The organism is Ancylobacter sp. Lp-2 (genome assembly GCF_020523795.1).
In the GTDB taxonomy this organism is placed as follows: domain Bacteria; phylum Pseudomonadota; class Alphaproteobacteria; order Rhizobiales; family Xanthobacteraceae; genus Ancylobacter.
In genome coordinates, this window is sequence record NZ_JAJALI010000002.1 from 332,059 (window position 1) to 351,418 (window position 19,360).

Genomic DNA, 19,360 nt, shown 5'->3' on the forward strand with positions numbered 1-19,360 from the left:
GGCCCGTCTCCCTCACTGAACCGGATGCGTGCGGCGACGGGCGAGCGTCGCCACCAGATCGGCATTGGCGATCACCCCGCGCAAGGATCGGTCGGCGTCGATGACGGCGATCTCGCCGCGCCCGCCGGCGAGCTTGGCCACCGTCTCGTTCAGCGTGGCCGAGGCCGGCACGCAGGCATCGGCATCGCTGAGCAGCAGGCGCAGCTGCGTCTCGCCGGCGCCCTTCAGCGCCTCGGCATCCACCGTGCCCTGGAAGCGGCCCTCATGGCACACCACGGTGACTACCGGCTCGCCGGTCTGGGTGAGGCTGGCGAGCGCTTCCGCCGCCGTCGCGTGCCACGGCTTGACGGCGGAGGGCGTGCGCATGGCGTCGCCGGCGGTGACGACGCCGAGCACGTCGATATGCTCGACGAAGCGTCGCACATAGTCGTCGGCCGGGTTAGCGAGGAAGTCGGCGGCGGAGCCCTGCTGCACCACGCGCCCGTCCTTCATCAGCACGATGCGGCCGCCGAGCGCGATGGCCTCGTCGAGGTCATGGCTGACGAAGACGATGGTCTTCTTCAGCCGCTTCTGCAGCGCCACCAACTCGGCCTGCATGTCGCGGCGGATCAGCGGATCGAGCGCGCTGAACGCCTCGTCCATCAGGAGCACGTCGGGATCGAGCGCCAGCGCCCGGGCGAGGCCGGCGCGCTGCTGCATGCCGCCGGACAGTTGCGAAGGGTAGTGCTGGTCCCAGCCCTTCAGCCCCACCGTCTCGATGGCGGCCATGGCCCGCTCGCGGCGCTGGGCCGTCGGTACGCCCTGGATTTCCAGCCCGTATTCGACGTTCTTCACGATGGTCCGGTGCGGGAACAGCGCGAATTGCTGGAACACCATGCCGAAGCGGGTGCGGCGGAACTCCATCAGTTCGCGTTCGCCGAGTTTGGTGACGTCGACATCGTCGACGAGGACCGAGCCGGCGGTGGGCTCGATCAGCCGGTTGATGCAGCGCAGGCAGGTCGACTTGCCCGATCCCGACAGCCCCATCACCACCAGGATCTCGCCCTCGGCGATGTCGAAGCTGACATCCTGCAGCCCGACCACGGCGCCGGTCGCCTTCAGGATCTCGGCGCGGCTCTGACCGGACTTCAGCAGCGACAGCGCCGCGTCTGGCCGGTCGGCGAAGATCTTGGTCAGTCCGTTGACCCTGATGCGAGGCCGGCTCTGCGTCATGCGCCCCTCTTTTTTCTAAAGAGAGTGTCCGGCGCATCGCGGCCCCGTCGATTGGACGGATGCGACAGGTGCGGTAACGAAACACGACAAAACCGTGTCATCGGCACGGGCTTATTGCGCCGGCCGCAATAAGCCCGAGGACCGCCCCGGCGATGATACCTCCTCAGCGCCCCCAGCGGTCGCGCCAGGCGGGCAGCGCGCCGGGCTGCGGCAGGGCGGTCGCCTCGTAGACGCCGCGAGCGCAGGCACGCGCCAGCGCCTCCACGGCGGCAACGCCGAGCCAGGCGAGATCGCGCACCGGCTCAGCGAGCGGCTTCAGCCCGGTGGCGGCAGTGAACACCGTATCGCCGTCGAGCGGCGTGTGCACCGGCCAGATGGCGCGGGCGAGACCGTCCTGCGCCATCACCGCGAGGCGCTTGCACTGCGCCTTGGTGAGGAGGGCATCAGTGGCGACGATGGCGATGGTGGTGTTGGCGAGCGTCGCCGCCTCCGGCTCCTCGACTGCCGGCATGCCCTTCATCGCCGGGGCGAGGCGCGGGGCGGGCAGGGGGCTCGGCAGGCCGAGGCCGCCGAACTCGCCGTCGCGCTCGAAAGGCGCGGCCCAGAAATGCGGCCCGTCGCCCACATTGACCGAGCCGACCGCGTTCACCGCCACGAGCGCGCCGACCATATGGCCGCTCGCCGCCCGCACCGAGGCCGAGCCGAGCCCGCCCTTGAGGATCGCCGTGGTAGCCCCGGTGCCGGCGCCCACCGTGCCGAGCGGGAAATCGAGACCCGCATCGGCGGCGGCGCGGTAGCCGAGGTCGCGATAGGGCGCGAAGCGTCCCCATTTCTTGTCGCCGCCGTTCAACAGGTCGAACAGCACGCAGCCGGGCACGATGGGAATGCGGGCATCGCCGATGGCGAAGCCGATGCCCTGCTCGGCGAGGCAGGCCATCACCCCGGCGCTGGCGTCGATGCCGAAGGCGGAGCCGCCGCTGAGCGTCAGGCCGTGTATGGCGTCGACGGTGGTGTCGGCGGCGAGCAGGTCGGTCTCGCGGGTGCCTGGCCCGCCGCCGCGCACATCCACCGAAGCGGTGGTCGGCCGGTCGAACACCACAGCGGTGACGCCGGAGGCGAGGACGAGGTCGGTGGCATTGCCGACCTTGAGCCCGGCGACGTCGGTGATCAGATTGCGCATCGACCCTTCTTCCCATTCCTGTTCCGCGTGGCCCGCGCGGCCATCACATCCCGGCGATGGCGGAAATCGCCGCATTGCATTCGCCGCCCCGGCCGTGCATTGGACGCAGGTCGGCACCTGAGGCGCGGCCGGCACGGGAGGCGGTCCGGGCCGTGGCCGGGGTCGCCAGTCAATTCGCTCACGGGTGCCAAGGTCAATGGCCGACGTCACGCTTCCGGCCGCTTTCGTCGCCGGCATCGCCAGCTTCGCCTCTCCCTGCGTGCTGCCGCTGGTGCCGCCCTATCTGTGCTACCTCGCCGGCACCAGCCTTGAGGAGATCACCCACAAGGCGCCGACCGACGCGGCGGCGCGGCGCACGCTGGCGGCCGCGTTGCTGTTCGTCGCCGGCTTCTCCACGGTGTTCGTGGCGCTCGGGGCCGGCGCCTCGGTCGTCGGCGGCTATCTGCGGCTGTATTCGCAGGAGCTCTCCATCGTCGCCGGCATCGCCATCCTGCTGATGGGGCTGAATTTCCTCGGCGTGCTCCGGCTCGGTTGGCTGACGCAGACCAAGCGGGTGCATGTCGATGCCCCCACGACGCTCGCCGGCGCCTATGTGATGGGCCTCGCCTTCGCCTTCGGCTGGACGCCGTGCATCGGGCCGGTGCTGGCGGCGATCCTGGCGGTGGCCGCCTCCGAGCAGACGCTGACGCGCGGCGCCGGCCTGCTCGGCATCTATTCCGCCGGGCTCGGCGTGCCCTTCCTCCTGGTGGCGGCGATGGCGCGACCGGCGCTCGGCGTGCTCGGCCGGGCGCGGCGCTATCTGCCGATGGTGGAGAAGGGGATGGGCGCGCTGCTGGTGCTGACCGGCATCGGCTTCCTCTCCGGCTGGATGGCCAATATCAGCTACTGGATGTTGGAGACCTTCCCCGGCCTCGCCAGCTTCGGCTGAGCCTCTCGCGCTAGCGCGTCAGTCGCTTGCGCATGCGCAGGCAGGCCATGCGGCGTCCGCCGCGCAGCAGATGCTCGCCCTTGCGCTCCACCGTATAGCCGTGGCGCACATAGAACGCCTCGGCATTGAGCGAGGCGTCGAGGACGAATTCGGTGAGGCCATATTTGCGCGCCCGCAACTCGAGTGCCTGCAGGAGAGCGCCGCCGATGCCGAGCCGGCCATGCTCGGGCGCGACATAGACCGCCCGCAATTCGCGCCCACCCGGCACGAAGGAGCCGAAGGCGATGATCGTGCCGTTGCGCGCGCGGGCGACGACCGCCTCCTCCTCGCCGGTATCGAGACGGTGGGCGAGGGCGTCGATATGGTCGGGCCGCAGCGGCAGCGGTGCCCAGGCTTCGATGATGTCGGGCTCGTAGAAGGCGGCGGCGCTGGCGCGAATGGCCGCGCGATGCACCACCAGCATCGCTTCCGCGTCTTCCGGACGTGCTTTCTCCAGGCGCGGTTTTGATTCCATCGGCACGTCGACCCTCACGCTGGAACGATTTTATCCCGGCCTCGCCGGCTGGCAATGTCCCGAAGCGGAAGGGGCGATACTTGGGGGCGAACCAAAGAAAAACCCGCCGGCTCGCACCGGCGGGTTCGTTCTTTAGGCAGTAGGCTTTGCGGCAGGAGGCGACGCCGGAACGGCGCCGCGCCTCACAGCCACATCGCGGCTCGATCAGAGCTCGGTGTAGCCGCCGTCCTTCCAGACATAGACGACGTAGTCGAGGTTGGTGCGGTCGCCCTTCTTGTCGAAGGTCAGCTTGCCCAGCACGGTGTCGAAGGGCTTGCCGGAGTGGATGTACTCGGCGACCTTCTTGGGGTCGAGCGACTTGGTGGCGTCGGCGGCCTGCTGGATCACCTGGCCGGCGGCGTAGGAATACAGCACGTAGCCTTCCGGATCGATGCCCTTGGCCTTGAAGGCCGCGACGACCTTGGCGGCGGCCGGGTTCTTGCGCGGATCCGGGCCGAAGGTCATCAGCGTGCCCTCGGCGCCCGGACCGGCGATGGTCCAGAACTCCTTGTCGGTGATGCCGTCACCCGAGAACAGCACGGTCTTCAGGCCCTGGTCGCGCATCTGGCGAACGAGCAGACCGGCTTCGGTGTGCAGGCCACCGTAGTAGAGCACGTCGACATTGGCGGCCTTCAGCTTCGAGACGAGAGCCGAATAGTCCTTCTCGCCCGGGTTGATGCCTTCGTAGACGACTTCCTTGATGCCGGCCTTGTTCATCGCCTTCTGCGTCTCGTCGGCCAGACCCTTGCCGTACGGGGTCTTGTCGTGGACGATGGCGATCTTCTTGCCCTTCAGGTTCTTCTCGATGTACTGGGCCGCCACGGCGCCCTGCTGGTCGTCACGACCGCAGGTGCGGAACACGTTGGTGAGGCCGCGCTCGGTCAGCTTCGGGTTGGTCGAGGCCGGAGAGATGGCGACCACGCCGCCTTCGGCATACTGCTCGGAGGCCGGGATCGACACGCCCGAGTTGAAGTGGCCGATCACGAACTTCACGCCGTCGGCGATGAACTTGTTGGCCACCGAGACGCCCTGCTCGGGCTTGGAGGCGTCGTCGCCGACCAGGATTTCCACCTTCTGGCCCTGCAGGCCGCCGGCGGCGTTGACGTCGGCCGCCCACTGCTCGGCGCCGTTCTTCAGCTGAGCGCCGAAGGTGGCGTTGGCACCGGTGATCGGGCCGCCGACGCCGACTTTTACCTGCGCCGAGGCCGGTACCGCCAGCGCCAGGCTGGCGCTCAGCGCAAGGCCGGCAAACAGAAACTTCTTCATGGAAGGTCTCTCCTGCTTCTGAAAGGGTTGGTTATTCGCTGGTCCGTCGGCCAGGCCAGTCGCCCCAAGGGCATTTGTCGCCCGGGGGCAAATGTTGCTCTTTTTCAGGCGCCTGTCGACGGCATAAACGAAAGGTTTCCGGCCGGCTTACGCCGCGTCCTCCCGCGACGTCTCCGAGGCTCCCCGCTGCCAGCCGAACGGGCCAGCCTGGCGGTAGAGCCAACCATAGCGTGTCGCCATCTGCGTCGCCCGCTCGGCGCGGAAACCGAGCGTCGCGAGCGCCAGCACATAGGCGGTGTCGGTGACGAAATGCGGCAGGCTGAACAGCGTGCCCTCGAACAGCGCGAAGTGGAAGAACCTCACGGCGCAGCCGAGCAGCAGCGCGTAGATTACCGCCTGCCGATAGTCGCGCCAGGTTGAGGCCACCGCCCGGCCGGACAGCCAGGCCGCGCCGCCGCCGAGGAACACGGTGACGAGGTAGAAATCCGCCCGCGAGGCTTCGACCACGAGCGAGGGGGCGAAGACGCTGGCGACGAGGATCGCCACCGCCACCGCCGCCGGCAGCATGACGGCGAGGCTGGTGGGCGATCCCTGGGCGATGAGGGAGGGGCGTGTCTGCGCGGCCATTTCAGTGCCTCCCGCCTTCGAGATAGGCGGCGCGCACTTCCGGCCGCTCCAGCAGTTCGCGGCCCTCGCCGGACATGGTGACGGTGCCGTTGACCAGCACATAGCCGCGATGCGCGAGCTTCAGCGCGTGGAAGGCGTTCTGCTCGACCAGGAACACGGTGAGCCCCTCGGTGCGGTTGAGCTCGCGGATGGCGTCGAAGATCTGCTTGACGATCAGCGGCGCGAGGCCGAGCGAGGGCTCGTCCAGCATCAGGAGGCGCGGGCGGCTCATCAACGCCCGGCCGATGGCGAGCATCTGCTGCTCGCCGCCGGACAGCGTGCCGCCGCGCTGGTTGATGCGCTCCTTGAGGCGGGGGAACAGCGTGAACACCCGTTCCAGATCGCTGTCGAAATGCTCGAAATTGTCGATGGAGGCACCCATCTGCAAATTCTCGAACACCGTCATGCGCGGGAAGATGCGCCGGCCCTCGGGCGACTGCGCGATCTTGAGATGTGCGATCTCGTGGGTCGGCATCCGCGTGATGTCGCGCCCCTCATAGAGGATCTGCCCTTCGCGGGCGCGCGGCTGGCCGAAGATGGTCATCATCAGCGTGGACTTGCCGGCGCCGTTGGAGCCGATCAGCGTGACGATCTCGCCGCGATGGACGTCCACGTCGACGCCCTTGAGCGCCATGATGTTGCCGTAGAAGGTCTTGACGCCGCGCACGGCGAGCATGGGCTCGGAAGAGGTCACGGCAGCGCTCACGATTGCGTCCCCGTGGCTTCGTCGAGCACCGCCTCGACGTCCTCGACCGCGTCCTCGTCGACGCCGAGATAGGCGGCGATGACGCGCGGATCGTGTTTCACCGCCTCGGGCGTGCCGTCGGAGATCTTGGTGCCGTAGTCGAGGACGACCACGTGGTCGGAGATTTCCATCACCACGCTCATGTCGTGTTCGATGAGAAGGATCGAGGTGCCGTGCTCGGCGCGGACGGCGCGCAAGAGCTCGTTGAGCTCCAGGCTCTCGCGCGGGTTGAGGCCGGCGGCCGGTTCGTCGAGGCAGAGCAGGATCGGACCCGAGCACATGGCCCGGGCGATCTCCAGCCGCCGCTGCGCACCGTAGGGCAGGTCGCCGGCCGGGTCGTCGGCGCGCTCGGTGAGGCCGACCTTGTCGAGCCAGTACTTCGCCCGCTCGGTGGCCTGCTTCTGCGCGCTGTTCCAGCTCGGCAGGCCGAACAGGCCCTTCAGCGAATAGCCGGAGGCCGACATCAGCACGTTGTGCTGGGCCACCATGAGGTTTTCCAGCACCGTCATGCCGGTGAACAGCCGGATGTTCTGAAAGGTGCGGGCCACCTTGGCTTCGCCGGACACCTTGTAATCGGGCATCCGCTCCAGGAGGTACACGCCGGAATTACTGCCGACGAGCGCGCGCTCGCCGTTCAGCGTCACCGTCGCGAGTTCTTCCTCGGTCGGCGCCCGGCCATGGCCGAGCACGAGGCGCCCCTCGCTCGGCTTGTAGAAGCCGGTGATGCAGTTGAACACCGTGGTCTTGCCGGCGCCGTTCGGGCCGATCAGCGCGGTGATGTCGCCGCGCCCGACCTTGAAGGACAGGTCGTTGACGGCGATCAGGCCGCCGAAGCGCATGAACAGGTGTTGGACCTCGAGGATCGGATCCTTGTCCCAATTATGGACGGGAGCAGCTATCTCAGCCATCAGCCGTGCCCTTCCTTTACGAGACTGCCGGAAACCGCCTTCTTCTCCTTGAGATAGATTGTCGGGTCGCGCGAGGAGACCAGGCCGCGCGGCTTCCAGATCATGATCGCCACCATGGCGAAGCCGAACAGCAGCATGCGGTACAGGCTGGGGTCGAAGCTGTCGCCGAACACCTGCTTGAGGAAGCCGAGATTACGCAGCATCTCCATGCCGCCCATCATCACCGCCGCCGCGACCGCGACGCCGATCTGCGAGCCCATGCCGCCGAGCACCACGATGGCGAGGATCATCGCCGAGATGTCGAAGGTGAAGCTCTCCGGCGAGACGAAGCCGGCGCGCACCGCGAAGAAGCAGCCGGCGAAGCCGCCGAACATCGCGCCGGTGGCGAAGGCGGACAGCTTCACATTGGTGGTGTTGAGGCCGAGCGAGCGGCAGGCGATCTCGTCCTCGCGCAGCGCTTCCCATGCCCGCCCGACCGGCAGCCGACGCAGTCGCACCGTGGTGAAGGCGGTGATCAGTGCCAAGGCGAGGATGACGAAGTACAGGAAGACGATGCGGTGCATCGGGTTGAATTCGAGCCCGAACAGCGCCGCGAAGCCGTCCTCGCCGGCGGTGAAGGGAATGCCGAAGAAGGTGGCGCGGGGAATGGAGGCGATACCGGCGCCGCCGCCGGTGAAATCCACCCAGTTGATCAGCACCAGGCGGATGATCTCGCCGAAGGCCAGCGTCACGATGGCGAGGTAGTCGCCGCGCAGGCGCAGCACCGGGAAACCGAGGATCATGCCCCACAGGCCGGCGAACATGCCGGCCGCCGGCAGGCAGAACCAGAACGCCCAGTTGGCCCAGAAGGTCTCGCCGAGGAAGGAGGCGAAGAAGGCGTTCACCGGCTCGGAGGTGGCGAGCAGCGCATACGTGTAGGCGCCGACCGCGTAGAAGGCGACATAGCCGAGGTCGAGCAGGCCGGCGAGGCCGACCACGATGTTGAGGCCCCAGCCCAGCATCACATAGGTGAGGATGAGGATGCCGAGGTCGATCAGGTAGCGGCTTTCGCTCAGCCCGCCGGTCATCGCCGCGGCGAGGAGGGGAAAGCCGATCGCGAAGGCAAACAGCGCCGGCTTGAACGCCGGCGAGATGGCGACCACGCCGCGGGCGATGGGCCCGGGCCCGGCCTGCGCCTTGGGCGGCCGGTTGGGCGACCAGACGGTGAGGTTGAGGATCAGCCGGCCGGCGAAGATGATGCCGACCATGATGGCGACGACCAGCGGGCGATAGGCGAGGCCGAGCGCCCCGTCGATCACCACCGTCTCGAAGCCGACCAGCGGGCCGAGCAGGCCGAGCGCGATCAGCCCGGTGAGGAAGGCGTCCTTGAGGGCGCCGGGAAGGATGGACGAGCCGGAGCCTGCGACGGCGCCGGCCGAATGTGCGGTGTCGACGGCCATGGACGTCGCCTCACACCTTCTCGACTTCCGGCCGGCCGAGCAGGCCCTGCGGCAGGAAGATCAGCGTGATGGCAAGAATGGAGAATGCCGCCACGTCCTTGTACTCGATCGAGAAATAGGCCGACCAGAACACCTCGATGAGGCCGATCAGCAGCCCGCCGAGCACCGCGCCCGGCAGCGAGCCGATACCGCCCAGCACCGCGGCGGTGAACGCCTTCACCCCCGGCACGAAGCCGTCGGCGAAGTTCGCGACGCCATAATACATCAGGTACATGGTGCCGGCGACGGCGGCGAGCGCGGCGCCGATGACAAAGGTCAGCGAGATGGTGTGGTCGACATTGATGCCGAGCAGCGCCGCCATCTTGCGGTCCTGCTCCACCGCGCGCTGGGCGCGGCCGAGCGAGGTCTTCTGCACCAGGTACCAGAAGCCGGCGAGCAGCACCGTGGTCAGCACCATGATGATGATCTGCTTCCAGGCCAGCGTGACCTGATAGCCGTCGCGCTCCATGATCACGATGACGTCGGTGATCATCGGCGGCACCGGCTTGTTGCGCGGGCCCTGAGCGACCTGGACGAAATTGGCGAGGAAGATCGACATGCCGATCGCCGAGATCATCGGCGCCAGCCGGAAGGATCCCCGCAGCGGCCGGTAGGCCACCCGCTCGATCGCCCAGTTCATCAGCGATGTGAAGAACATCGCCACCACCAGCACGATGGCGAGCGCGAGGAAGATCGAGGTGATCCCCAGCACGGTCGTCACCAGCAGGAAGCAGATGAGCGCGATGAAGCTCGACACCATGAACACGTCGCCATGCGCGAAGTTCACCATGCCGATGATGCCGAAGACCATGGTGTAGCCGATGGCGATCAACCCGTAGATCGATCCCAGCGTCAGCCCGTTGATGAGCTGCTGAACAAAAACGTCCATAATGTATGCCGGCTCCCCTCAGCCGATGTCGCCACCCCAGCTCCCGTATGGTTTGCCCATATTGTGATCGTGCCCGGGAGATGGGCTTCGCAGAGTCTTAGCCTGCGCCGCGATCCGATACAATTCGATCGAAAGACGAAATGCAAATCATCGAAAGAAATGATGTATCGGTTCTCTGATACCGTAAATGCCGAAAATCTAATCAATTTCAGATCGTTGCGGCAGGCGATTTCACGCGGGTCCGGCGGTATTCAGTGTCCGAAAAATGTCGCACGGGCGACACAATCCCCATTTTTGAACGACTGAGCAATAAGTAGGGGGTGGCCGGGACAGCCGGGCACGGCGCCGGAATACCGGCGTGGCGAGTCGCGCTTGATCGGCCCGGCGACGCGGAGCGGGGGGATGCGGCGGATGGGGGCGGGAAGGGCTTCGGAGGCTCAGGCCGCCTGGCCGGCGGCCCAGCCGGACGACCAGGCCCACTGGAAATTATAGCCACCGAGCCAACCGGTTACGTCCACGACCTCGCCGATGAAGAACAGGCCGGGTACCGTCTTGGCCTGCAGGGTCTTCTGGTCGAGGCCGGCGGTATCGACGCCGCCGAGCGTCACCTCGGCGGTACGGTAGCCTTCCGAGCCGGTCGGCTTGAACCGCCATTCATTCACCGCGAGCGCCAGCTGGCGCAGCGCCTTGTCCGACAGGTCGGCGAGGTTGCGGCCGGCGGCATGAGTGTCGGCGACCAGCTGCGCCAGCCGGCGCGGCAGCAGAGCGGCGAGCGCGCTGGCCGGCGCCTGCCGTCCATTCTCCGCCCGCGCCGCCTTGAGCGCGGCGAACACGTCGATGCCGGGCGCGAGGTCGAGCGCGATCTCGTCGCCCTCGCGCCAATAGGAGGAGATCTGCAGCACCGCCGGGCCGGACAGGCCGCGATGGGTGAACAGGATCGCCTCGTCGAAGCGGGTCTTGCCATGGCCGGCGCGGGCGGGCAGGCCGATGCCGGCCAGCGGCGCCAGCCGCTCCAGCAGCGCCGGATCGAGGGTGAGCGGCACCAGCGCCGGCCGCGTCGGCGTCACCGCGAGGCCGAAGCGCTCGGCGATGTCGTAACCGAAGCCGGTGGCGCCCATCTTCGGGATCGACTTGCCGCCGGTGGCGACCACGAGGCTGTCGCAGGCCAGCGCGCCGGAGGAGGTGGCGAGCCGGAAGCCGCCCTCGGTGCGCTCGGGCAGCGACGCCGTGGTGGCGAGGCGCAATTCGCCGCCGGCGTCATGCAACTCGCGCAGCAGCAGGTCGACGATCTGCCGCGCCGAGCCGTCGCAGAACAATTGCCCGAGCGTCTTCTCGTGGAAGGCGATGCCGTGCCGGCGCACCAGCGCGATGAAATCCTGCTGCGAATAGCGCTTCAGCGCCGAGATGCAGAAGCCGGGATTGGCGGAGAGGAAGTTCTTCGGCGAGGTGCCGATATTGGTGAAATTGCAGCGTCCGCCGCCGGATATGCGGATCTTCTCACCTGGTGCGCGAGCGTGGTCGATCACCAGGGTGCGCCGCCCGCGCCGCGCCACCTCGATGGCGCACATCAGCCCGGCGGCACCGGCGCCGATGACGACGACGTCCCAGGCCTCGGGGCGTGCGCTCACGGTATGTCTGCCGGCTCGGTCGCCGCCGTGTGGTCGGCGAGCGGATCATAGGCGTGCACGCCGCCGCAATAATCGGTGACGCGCCACCCCTCCGTCGCCGGCTCGATATAGCCGGGCCCGATCGGCACCTTGCCGTGGCCGCCGGGAATGTCGAGCACATAGGTCGGCAGCGCGAGGCCGGAGACGCGGCCGCGCAGCGCCCGCATCAGCTCCTGCCCGCGCTCTACCGGCAGGCGGAAATGCGTAGTCCCCGGCGCGAGGTCGGGATGGTGCAGGTAATACGGCTTCACCCGCGCCTCGACGAGGGCGCGGAACAGCGCCGCCAGCGTCCCGGCGTCGTCGTTCACCCCGCGCAGCAGCACGCTCTGGCCGACCAGCGCGACGCCGGCATCGGCGAGGCGGGCCAGCGCCGCGCGCACCTCGCCGTCGAGTTCGCGCGCATGGTTGGCGTGCACGGCGACATAGGTGGTGAGGCCGGGCACCCGCAGCGCCGCGACGAGGGCGGCGGTGACGCGCTCGGGCGCCGCCACCGGCACGCGGGTGTGGAAGCGCACGATCTTCACATGGCCGATGGCGGCGAGGCGCGCCATCAGCTCCTTCAGCCGCCGCGCCGAGGCCATAAAGGGGTCGCCGCCGGTGACCACCACCTCCCAGATCTCCGGGTGGGCGGCGACATAGGCGAGCGCGCGGTCGAGCGCCTCGTCCGACAGGCTGGCCTCGGCGCCGGGGCCGACCATCTCGCGGCGGAAGCAGAAGCGGCAGTAGACGGCGCAGACGCCGACCAGCTTCAGCAGCACCCGGTCCGGGTAGCGGTGCACGATGCCCGGCACCGGGCTGTGGGCGTCGTCGCCGATGGGATCGGCGAGCTCCTGCGGCTGCTCGTCGAGCTCACGCGCATCGGGCAGGAACTGGCGGGCGATCGGATCCTCAGTATCCCCGACCGGCATTTTCGCGACCAGCGAGGCGGTGACCGCCACCGCATAGCGCGCGCCGATCGCCTCCAGCGCCGGATCGGCCGGCAGCAGGCCGGCCTCGGCGAGCGCGGCGGCGCTGCGCAGCGTGCGCGGCAGGCGGGCGACGGGTGTCGCGGTGGTTGGGGTCGACGTCATGCGCGACCTTGTGACCTTTTCCGCCTTTATCGGCAAGGCGGGTTGTGCTGCATTGGGTTATGGTCCGTCACATATAAGGGAGGCCGTCATGGCGAGCGGATTGGCCGGCATGTCCACGGCGCGCGAGGACGACGTGCTGGAGGCGGCGGCGCGCTGGCGCCACGAAGGGCGCGGCGTCGCGCTGGCGACGGTGGTGGAGACCTGGGGCTCGGCCCCCCGTCCGGTCGGCAGCCATCTCGTCATCGACGAGGCCGGCAGCTTCCTCGGCTCGGTGTCCGGCGGCTGCGTCGAGGGTGCGGTGGTGGCCGAGGCGGCCGAGGTGATCGCCGACGGCGCGCCGCGCCTGCTCGAATTCGGCGTCGCCGACGCCACCGCCTGGCAGGTCGGCCTGTCCTGCGGCGGGCGCATCGCCGTCTATGTCGAGAAGCTGAACTGATGGATCTCGCTGTTCTCGAGGAGCTGAACGCCGAGCGCGCCGCCCGCCGCGCGGTCGTCGTCGTCACCGAACTGGGAAGCGGCCGGCAGCGGCTGGTCAAGGCCGCCGACATCGCCGCCGATCCCCTGGCGGAGCAGCTGGCCGAGGCGCTGCGCACTGCCAAAAGCGGACTGCTCACGCTCGGCAATGAGCGGCTGTTCCTCGCCGTCGAGGTGCCGCCGCCGCGCCTCGTCATCACCGGCGCGGTGCACATCGCCCAGGCTCTGGCGCCGATGGCGCGCCTCGCCGGGCTGGACGTCGCCATCGTCGACCCCCGCACCGCCTTCGCCACGCCGGAGCGCTTCCCGGATGTCGAAGTGCATGCCGAATGGCCGGACGTGGTGCTGCCGCGTCTCAGCATCGACGCCTACACCGCCCTGGCGGCGCTGACCCACGACCCCAAGATCGACGACCCCGCGCTCATCGAGGCGCTGGCGCGCGGCTGCTTCTACATCGGCGCACTCGGCTCGCGTCGCACCCACGCCACTCGGCTCGACCGCCTGGCGGAAAAGGGCGTGCCGCGCGAGGCGCTGGCCCGCATCCACGCGCCGATCGGCCTCGACATCGGCGCAGCGAGCCCGGCGGAGATCGCCGTCTCCATCATTGCCGAGATCGTCGGCGAGCTGCGCCGACGGCCGGCGGCCGACAAGCGGGCGAGCGGACAGGCGGCATGAAATTCGACCGCGTGCCGCTCGACGAGGCCGAAGGCGCGGTGAACGTGCATTCGCTCCGGCTCCCCGGCCTCGACCTGCGCAAGGGCACCCGGCTCGACGCCGGCATGCTGGAGGCGCTCGCCGGGCACGGCGTCGCCGACATCGTGGTGGCGCAGGCCGAACCGGACGACATTTCCGAGGACGCGGCGGCGGCGCGGGTGGCGGAGGCGCTGGTCGGCGCCGGGGCGCTTCCGGACGACGCCTTTACCGGACGTGCCAATATCCGCGCTGGCCATGCCGGGCTGGTGCGCGTCGACCGAGCCGGCATCGACGCGCTGAACGCCGTCGACGAGGCGGTGACGCTGGCCACCCTGCCGGCGTTCCGCGCCGTGCAGCCAGGCGAGATGATCGCCACCGTCAAGATCATCCCCTTCGCCGTGCCCGGCGCGGTGATGGCGGCGGTGGACCAGGCGCTGGCCGCCCGCCCGCCGCTGGTCGAGGTGGTGCCGTTCCGGCTCGCCCGCGTCGCGGTGATCTCGACATTGTTGCCGGGGCTGGCCGAGAAGGTGATCGCCAAGACGCTGCGGGTGACAGTGACGCGGCTCGCCGCCACCGGTGCCGTTTTGTGCCATGAGGAGCGGGTGCCGCACACCATCGAGGGCGTGTGCCACGGGCTGGAGCGGGCGCACGCGGCCGGCGCCGAGCTCGCCATCGTGTTCGGCGCCTCGGCGATCGCCGACCGTCGCGACATCATCCCGGCTGGGCTGGAAGCCGCCGGCGGCATCATCGAGCACCTTGGAATGCCCGTGGATCCGGGTAATCTCCTGCTCACCGGCCGGCTCGGGGCCATGCCGGTGCTCGGCGCGCCGGGATGCGCCCGCAGCCCGAAGGAAAACGGCTTCGACTGGGTGCTGAACCGGCTGCTCGCCGGGGTGCCGGTCACGCGGGCCGATATCGTCTCGATGGGAGTAGGAGGCCTTCTGATGGAAATCCCGTCCCGTCCGCAGCCGCGCGAGAGCGCGGCCCCGCATGCCGGCGGCCCGACCGCCGCCATCGTGCTCGCCGCCGGCCGCGGCACCCGCATGCCGGAGGCCTACAAGCTCACCGCCTCGCTAGACGGCGAGCCGCTGGTGCGCCGCGTGGTGCTCTCTGCGCTCGCCTCGCAGGCGCGGCCGGTGATCGTCGTCACCGGGCACGACGCGGCGAAGGTGCGCGCCGCCCTCGACGGGCTGCCGGTGCAGCTCATCCACAATCCCGATTATGCCGAGGGGCTGTCGAGCTCGATCCGCGTCGGGCTCGGCGCGGTGCCGCCGGAGGCGCCGGCCGCCGCCGTGCTGCTTGGCGACATGCCGAAGGTGCATGCCGGGCTGATCGACCGGCTGGTCGCGGCGCTGGCCGACAAGCCGGGCGCGGTCGCCGCCGCGCCGTCGAGCGAGGGACGCCGTGGCAATCCTGTGGTCTGGACGCGGCGCATGTTCCCGGCGCTGGCGGCGCTCACCGGCGACGTCGGCGCCCGACATTTGCTCGCCGAGAACGCCGAGGCGGTGGTGGATGTCGAGGTGGACGACGACGCTGCCTTCGTCGATGTCGACACGCTGGCGCAGCTTCAGGCGCTGGAACTACACCACATCGCCGAAGCCGCCCGCGTCGATTCCGGCCCGGCGCTGGACGGCATGGAGGCCGAGGACGCCTGAGGCAGGCAGCTCAGGCGCCGGAGCCGCACCACATCGCCGAGGAGGCCCGTGTCGATTCCGGCTCGGCGTTCGATGGCCTCGATGGCAGGAGGTTGAGGACGCGTAGGGCCTGACAGTCAATGTCTGGCGCGTCAGGGTCAGAAGAGCGACGAAACTCCCTCTCCCCGCACCGAACCCGGCTGAGGCCCATCCCGACCGATCCAAGCAACGTAGCTCCCTCTCCCCGAGGGGGAAGAGGGGTGGGGTGAGGGGGATCGACGTTCAAGGCTCCGCAACCGCGCGGCCCCTCACCGACCCGCTTCGCGGGCCACCTCTCCGCTGAAGCCGGAATCGAACTGGACAACAGCCGAGTTCAGGCGTGGAGAGGAAAGGGCCAGACCCTCAGGGCGAGAGGTGATCTACCTTAACATTCGTCATGCCGAGGTGCCGGCAGCAGGCCGACCTCGAAGCACGTAAAGCCCCACAGCCATACCCGCGTCACCGCCCGCCTCTTCAGAACGGCGCGTAGAAGGACAGCGTGCCATAGGCGCCGTCCGGGCTGTCGCTGCTCCAGCGCTGAGTCTCATTTCCAAGAGAACCGCCTCATCCTGAGGTGCGAGCGGTAGCGAGCCTCGAAGGATGCTCGGTGAAGCGCGCCCGAGCATCCTTCGAGGCCCGCCTGTCGGCGGGTACCTCGGGATGAGGTGGCTCTTGGTGAGAGGAGAGGTGGGCTCCTACCCGCCCGCGCCTCCTCAGAACGGCACATAGAAGGACAGCGTGCCATAGGCGCCGTCCGGGCTGTCGCTGCTCCAGCGCCAGCCGCCGGCCAGCCGCCATTGCCGGCCGGGCAGGGGATTGGCGATGTAGATGCCGGCGCCGGCGGTGTTGGAGAACCAGTCGGTGTAGGCCGTCGCCTCGGTGCCGAGTTCCACCTTGTCGGAAAGCGCGCGCCCGAGGCTCGCCCGCGCCGAGGCCGTATCATCAGCCGTCGAGGCGCTGGCGGCGGCGCTCGCCACCCAGCCGGGTGCCGGGCGGTGGAACCATTCGACCACCCCCTTGATGCCGATATGGCTGCCCTGGTCGCGGTTCGAGGGATCGGGCTGGTCGAGCGTGTCCTGGCGCAGGTTCACCCCGCCATAAACGGCCAGCGCATGGCCACCGGCAAGGAACTGCCAGCCGGCCAGTAACTCGCCCTCCGCCTTGGACGCGTTGTTCCAGCCGCCCGGCACGGCGTCGGTGCGATAGGAATAACGACCGCCGCCGCCTTGCGCGCGCAGCCGGAACCCCTCCGCGTCCATGGCGCCGAAGGGCGACCAGGCGGCGCCGGCCCAGCCATAGGAGGTGTCGCGGGCGACATCGACGCCGGAATAGAAATAGGAACGGTCGGCAAAGGGATTTTGCCGCGCCGGTTCCTCGGCGCTCGCGGCGCCCGGACCGAGGCCGGCCAGCGCGACGACGAAAGCCAGCTGCCACGCCAGACGGACGACACCCGCCATGCGCTCCCCGCCTCAAGAATTGCGATCCATGGGTTGTGGAATGTGAACCCGCAGCCGATACGAGCATCGATCGCCGCGCTCGCCAACGAATCAGCGCGGGTATTCCAGTGCCATACACGCAATAGTTGAGATCGAATCGCGGCGACAACGCCGGGAGTGCGGTGGCGCTACAGCGGCGACGCCATCAGATGCGTCACCGGCACCTCGACCTGCTCGCACACCAGATTGGCGACGATCAGCCGGTGGCAATGTTCGGGATGGCGCTCGAAGCAGAGCAGGCACACCCGCCGGCCGGCCTTCACCAGCTCGACCAACTCGCCCAGCTGCTCCTGCGCGGTCGGGGTCCGCATGTGCTCGGCGAAGATGCGCTGCATGGTGGCGTGCTGGCCGCTACGCGCCGCCTGCCGGCCTTCCGCCGGGGTGCCGAGGCCGCGCAGATGCAGGTAGGAGATGCCGCGCTCTGCCACCCCGGCCGCCAGCAGGCTCTTGGAGAAGCCGGCGCGGCGCGAGGCGGCCACCGCCCGCACGTCCACCAGCAGCTCGACGCCGGCGCGCGACAACTCGTCGAGCACCGCCGGGGAACTCGCCTGCTCGTAGCCGATGGTGAACAGCGCCGGATCGGACATGCCGTCACTGTGGCCGAGCCGCGAGCGCTTGTCGACGCCCGCTTGTCGACCGCAAGCGTGTCGGCAGCCTGCCGGTCTCCCCGTACCGTAATCGTCGGCCGCCCCTTGCCGGAAGGGTGCGAATCTGTGGACTTCTATGTCCGCGCCGTCATTCGCGCGCGCGGGGGTGCTAGAGCGTGCCGGCATAGCAGGAGCGCTAAGCGATTATCGGGACGCGACGCAGACCATGACCATCGCCATCGAGCTCGGGGCCAGTCCGGCCGGCCAGCCGGTGCGGCTCGATCTGGAGGAGCTGCTCTCGACCCGCCTGCTGGTGCAGGGCAATTCCGGGTCCGGAAAGTCGCATCTGCTGCGCCGCCTGCTCGAACAGAGCGCCGGCCATGTACAGCAGGCGATCATCGATCCGGAAGGCGACTTCGTCGGCCTCGCCGAGCGCTTCGGCCATGTGGTGATCGACGCCGAACGCACCCAGAGCGAGATCGGCCGCATCGCCGCCCGCATCCGCCGCCACCGCGCCTCGGTGGTGTTCAATCTCGAGGGCCTCGACGCCGAGGCGCAGATGCGCTCGGCCGCCGCCTTCCTCAACGGCCTGTTCGACATTGAGCGCGACTACTGGTTCCCCATGCTCGTGGTGGTCGACGAGGCGCAGCTCTTCGCCCCCGCCGGCGCGGCGGAGATCTCCGAGGAGGCGCGCCGCGCCTCGCTGATGGCGATGACCAATCTGATGTGCCGTGGCCGCAAGCGCGGCCTTGCCGGCGTCATCGCCACCCAGCGCCTCGCCAAGCTGGCCAAGAACGTGGCGGCCGAGGCCTCCAACTTCCTGATGGGCCGCACCTTCCTCGACATCGATATGGCCCGCGCGGCCGATCTGCTCGGCATGGAGAAGCGGCAGGCGGAAAGCTTCCGCGACCTCAACACCGGCTCCTTCGTCGCGCTCGGCCCGGCGCTGTCGCGCCGCCCGCTGCCGGTGAGGATCGGCTTCGTCGAGACCGGCACCCGCAATGGCCGCCCGGCGCTGATGCCGCTGCCGGACATGGCGCTGGGGGACATGCAGGACCTCATCTTCGAGGATGACGGCCTCGCCGCGCCGGCGTCGGCGCAGCGGCCCGCCGGCCCCTCGGCGGAAGAGGTGCTCGACCAGATCGAGCACGCCACCGCTCCGGTCGCGCTCGAGCCCGACGCCGAGGCCGCCGCTGCCATGGAGGCCGAGCGCGAGGCGCTGATCGAGGAGATCGTCCACCAGTTCGTGGCGGATCCCGATGCGCCGTTCCGCTCGGCGGCGACGCTCTACCCGGATTTCACCGTGCATTGCCGGGTGCGGCGCGTCGGCTCGCGCATGCCCGACCTCGCCGAGTTCACCCGTCGCCTCGCCATAGCCCGCGCCGGCGTCGCCGGGGCCGGCGGGGAGGGGCGCGATGTCGAATGGCGCCGGGCGGTGGAGCAGGCCGCCAGCCTGCCGGAGGAGATGCAGGGCGTGTTCCTGCTCATCGCCCGCGCCGGCATGGAGGGCGCGCCCTCGCCGGCGGACGAGGAGCTGGCCCGCGCCTATGGCAGCCGCTCGCCCTCGCGCGGGCGTTGGCTGCTCACCTATATGGAAGAGCGCGGCCACCTCGTCTGCGAGAACGACTTCCGCGGCCGCCGGGTGGTGCGCTTCCCGGCACTCGGCTGGAAGACCGCGCCGGGCGATCCGAAGGGCGCTTCCGCCACGGCCTGACGGGAGGGCGCGGCTGCGTCCCGAGGTGGCCGCTCCGCATTTACCTGCGCCTCGACCTTTCTTTCCTCTCCCCGTCGGTGAGAGGCTACGACATTGGGAAGCGTGGAAGACCCTTCACCCTAACCCTCTCCCCAATGGGGAGAGGGAACTCCGCAACCCGC

The 19,360-nt window shown here is 69.3% G+C and carries 18 protein-coding genes; 5 read left to right on the plus strand and 13 right to left on the minus strand.

Annotated features, from left to right (window positions below; translation table 11 throughout):
• Positions 1–12 precede the first annotated feature (12 nt).
• Complete coding sequence (locus LGR54_RS06180) at positions 13–1,212, minus strand: glycine betaine/L-proline ABC transporter ATP-binding protein (protein WP_230361088.1); 1,200 nt, start codon at positions 1,210–1,212, stop codon at positions 13–15.
• A 163-nt stretch (positions 1,213–1,375) separates the two neighbouring features.
• The gene (locus LGR54_RS06185) at positions 1,376–2,392 is read right to left on the minus strand and encodes a P1 family peptidase (RefSeq protein WP_230361089.1); all 1,017 of its coding nucleotides are present in this window, start codon (positions 2,390–2,392) and stop codon (positions 1,376–1,378) included.
• Positions 2,393–2,588: 196 nt separating this feature from the next.
• Here LGR54_RS06185 and LGR54_RS06190 point away from each other — a divergent pair, with 196 nt between their 5' ends.
• On the plus strand, positions 2,589–3,320 hold the full coding sequence (locus LGR54_RS06190; RefSeq protein ID WP_230361090.1) for a cytochrome c biogenesis CcdA family protein: 732 nt from the start codon (positions 2,589–2,591) through the stop codon (positions 3,318–3,320).
• 10 nt (positions 3,321–3,330) lie between these two features.
• Here the strand turns inward: LGR54_RS06190 and LGR54_RS06195 are convergent, their stop codons facing one another.
• From LGR54_RS06195 to LGR54_RS06235, 9 genes are all read right to left on the minus strand, one after another.
• Complete coding sequence (locus LGR54_RS06195; RefSeq protein WP_230361091.1) at positions 3,331–3,834, minus strand: GNAT family N-acetyltransferase; 504 nt, start codon at positions 3,832–3,834, stop codon at positions 3,331–3,333.
• 204 nt (positions 3,835–4,038) lie between these two features.
• Positions 4,039–5,139, minus strand: a complete 1,101-nt coding sequence (locus LGR54_RS06200) for a branched-chain amino acid ABC transporter substrate-binding protein (RefSeq protein ID WP_230361092.1) — start codon at positions 5,137–5,139, stop codon at positions 4,039–4,041.
• Positions 5,140–5,286: 147 nt separating this feature from the next.
• Entirely contained in the window at positions 5,287–5,646 is a 360-nt protein-coding gene (locus tag LGR54_RS06205) for a DUF6867 family protein (protein ID WP_230361487.1), read from the minus strand.
• A gap of 121 nt (positions 5,647–5,767) precedes the next feature.
• Complete coding sequence (locus LGR54_RS06210; RefSeq protein WP_230361488.1) at positions 5,768–6,481, minus strand: ABC transporter ATP-binding protein; 714 nt, start codon at positions 6,479–6,481, stop codon at positions 5,768–5,770.
• Between the two features lie 26 nt (positions 6,482–6,507).
• Positions 6,508–7,458 (minus strand): ABC transporter ATP-binding protein, encoded by a 951-nt coding sequence (locus LGR54_RS06215; protein ID WP_230361093.1) that lies wholly within the window; start codon positions 7,456–7,458, stop codon positions 6,508–6,510.
• Positions 7,458–8,897: a high-affinity branched-chain amino acid ABC transporter permease LivM gene (gene livM / locus LGR54_RS06220; protein ID WP_230361094.1), complete on the minus strand. Its 1,440-nt coding sequence runs from the start codon at positions 8,895–8,897 to the stop codon at positions 7,458–7,460. Before livM ends, LGR54_RS06215 begins: the two co-directional genes overlap by 1 nt.
• Before the next feature lie 10 nt (positions 8,898–8,907).
• Positions 8,908–9,825 (minus strand): branched-chain amino acid ABC transporter permease, encoded by a 918-nt coding sequence (locus tag LGR54_RS06225; protein ID WP_230361095.1) that lies wholly within the window; start codon positions 9,823–9,825, stop codon positions 8,908–8,910.
• Positions 9,826–10,262: 437 nt separating this feature from the next.
• Complete coding sequence (locus tag LGR54_RS06230; protein WP_370638146.1) at positions 10,263–11,453, minus strand: NAD(P)/FAD-dependent oxidoreductase; 1,191 nt, start codon at positions 11,451–11,453, stop codon at positions 10,263–10,265.
• A complete protein-coding gene (locus LGR54_RS06235; RefSeq protein WP_230361096.1) occupies positions 11,450–12,562 on the minus strand; it encodes a lysine-2,3-aminomutase-like protein in 1,113 nt (370 codons plus the stop codon). The genes LGR54_RS06230 and LGR54_RS06235 overlap by 4 nt, the downstream gene beginning before the upstream one ends.
• 88 nt (positions 12,563–12,650) lie before the next feature.
• Here LGR54_RS06235 and LGR54_RS06240 point away from each other — a divergent pair, with 88 nt between their 5' ends.
• From LGR54_RS06240 to LGR54_RS06250, 3 genes are read left to right on the plus strand one after another with little or no spacing between them, the layout of a single operon-like run.
• Positions 12,651–12,998 carry an XdhC family protein gene (locus tag LGR54_RS06240; protein WP_370638147.1) on the plus strand — a complete coding sequence of 116 codons (348 nt, stop codon included), beginning with the start codon at positions 12,651–12,653 and terminating at the stop codon, positions 12,996–12,998.
• Positions 12,998–13,711, plus strand: a complete 714-nt coding sequence (locus LGR54_RS06245) for an XdhC family protein (RefSeq protein ID WP_230361097.1) — start codon at positions 12,998–13,000, stop codon at positions 13,709–13,711. The genes LGR54_RS06240 and LGR54_RS06245 overlap by 1 nt, the downstream gene beginning before the upstream one ends.
• Positions 13,708–15,384 carry an NTP transferase domain-containing protein gene (locus LGR54_RS06250; RefSeq protein WP_230361098.1) on the plus strand — a complete coding sequence of 559 codons (1,677 nt, stop codon included), beginning with the start codon at positions 13,708–13,710 and terminating at the stop codon, positions 15,382–15,384. Before LGR54_RS06245 ends, LGR54_RS06250 begins: the two co-directional genes overlap by 4 nt.
• Positions 15,385–16,115: 731 nt before the next feature.
• Here LGR54_RS06250 and bcsS read toward each other — a convergent pair.
• Together bcsS and LGR54_RS06260 are read right to left on the minus strand one after the other, a co-directional pair.
• Positions 16,116–16,859, minus strand: coding sequence for a cellulose biosynthesis protein BcsS (gene bcsS, locus LGR54_RS06255; protein ID WP_230361099.1), 744 nt, complete (start codon positions 16,857–16,859; stop codon positions 16,116–16,118).
• A gap of 167 nt (positions 16,860–17,026) precedes the next feature.
• Positions 17,027–17,485 carry a DUF488 family protein gene (locus tag LGR54_RS06260; protein ID WP_230361100.1) on the minus strand — a complete coding sequence of 153 codons (459 nt, stop codon included), beginning with the start codon at positions 17,483–17,485 and terminating at the stop codon, positions 17,027–17,029.
• Positions 17,486–17,711: 226 nt separating this feature from the next.
• Between LGR54_RS06260 and LGR54_RS06265 the strand changes: the two genes are divergently transcribed.
• A complete protein-coding gene (locus LGR54_RS06265) occupies positions 17,712–19,199 on the plus strand; it encodes an ATP-binding protein (RefSeq protein ID WP_230361101.1) in 1,488 nt (495 codons plus the stop codon).
• Positions 19,200–19,360 lie beyond the last annotated feature (161 nt).

Coding starts and splice junctions, on each gene's coding strand:
- LGR54_RS06245 (WP_230361097.1), top strand. CDS start 12,998: ATGGATCTCGCTGTTCTCGAGGAGCTGAACGCCGAGCGCGCCGCCCGC.
- livM (WP_230361094.1), bottom strand. CDS start 8,897: ATGGCCGTCGACACCGCACATTCGGCCGGCGCCGTCGCAGGCTCCGGC.
- LGR54_RS06185 (WP_230361089.1), bottom strand. CDS start 2,392: ATGCGCAATCTGATCACCGACGTCGCCGGGCTCAAGGTCGGCAATGCC.
- LGR54_RS06250 (WP_230361098.1), top strand. CDS start 13,708: ATGAAATTCGACCGCGTGCCGCTCGACGAGGCCGAAGGCGCGGTGAAC.
- LGR54_RS06225 (WP_230361095.1), bottom strand. CDS start 9,825: ATGGACGTTTTTGTTCAGCAGCTCATCAACGGGCTGACGCTGGGATCG.
- LGR54_RS06200 (WP_230361092.1), bottom strand. CDS start 5,139: ATGAAGAAGTTTCTGTTTGCCGGCCTTGCGCTGAGCGCCAGCCTGGCG.
- LGR54_RS06210 (WP_230361488.1), bottom strand. CDS start 6,481: ATGCTCGCCGTGCGCGGCGTCAAGACCTTCTACGGCAACATCATGGCG.
- LGR54_RS06265 (WP_230361101.1), top strand. CDS start 17,712: ATGACCATCGCCATCGAGCTCGGGGCCAGTCCGGCCGGCCAGCCGGTG.
- bcsS (WP_230361099.1), bottom strand. CDS start 16,859: ATGGCGGGTGTCGTCCGTCTGGCGTGGCAGCTGGCTTTCGTCGTCGCG.
- LGR54_RS06235 (WP_230361096.1), bottom strand. CDS start 12,562: ATGACGTCGACCCCAACCACCGCGACACCCGTCGCCCGCCTGCCGCGC.
- LGR54_RS06190 (WP_230361090.1), top strand. CDS start 2,589: ATGGCCGACGTCACGCTTCCGGCCGCTTTCGTCGCCGGCATCGCCAGC.
- LGR54_RS06240 (WP_370638147.1), top strand. CDS start 12,651: ATGGCGAGCGGATTGGCCGGCATGTCCACGGCGCGCGAGGACGACGTG.
- LGR54_RS06260 (WP_230361100.1), bottom strand. CDS start 17,485: ATGTCCGATCCGGCGCTGTTCACCATCGGCTACGAGCAGGCGAGTTCC.
- LGR54_RS06215 (WP_230361093.1), bottom strand. CDS start 7,458: ATGGCTGAGATAGCTGCTCCCGTCCATAATTGGGACAAGGATCCGATC.
- LGR54_RS06195 (WP_230361091.1), bottom strand. CDS start 3,834: ATGGAATCAAAACCGCGCCTGGAGAAAGCACGTCCGGAAGACGCGGAA.
- LGR54_RS06180 (WP_230361088.1), bottom strand. CDS start 1,212: ATGACGCAGAGCCGGCCTCGCATCAGGGTCAACGGACTGACCAAGATC.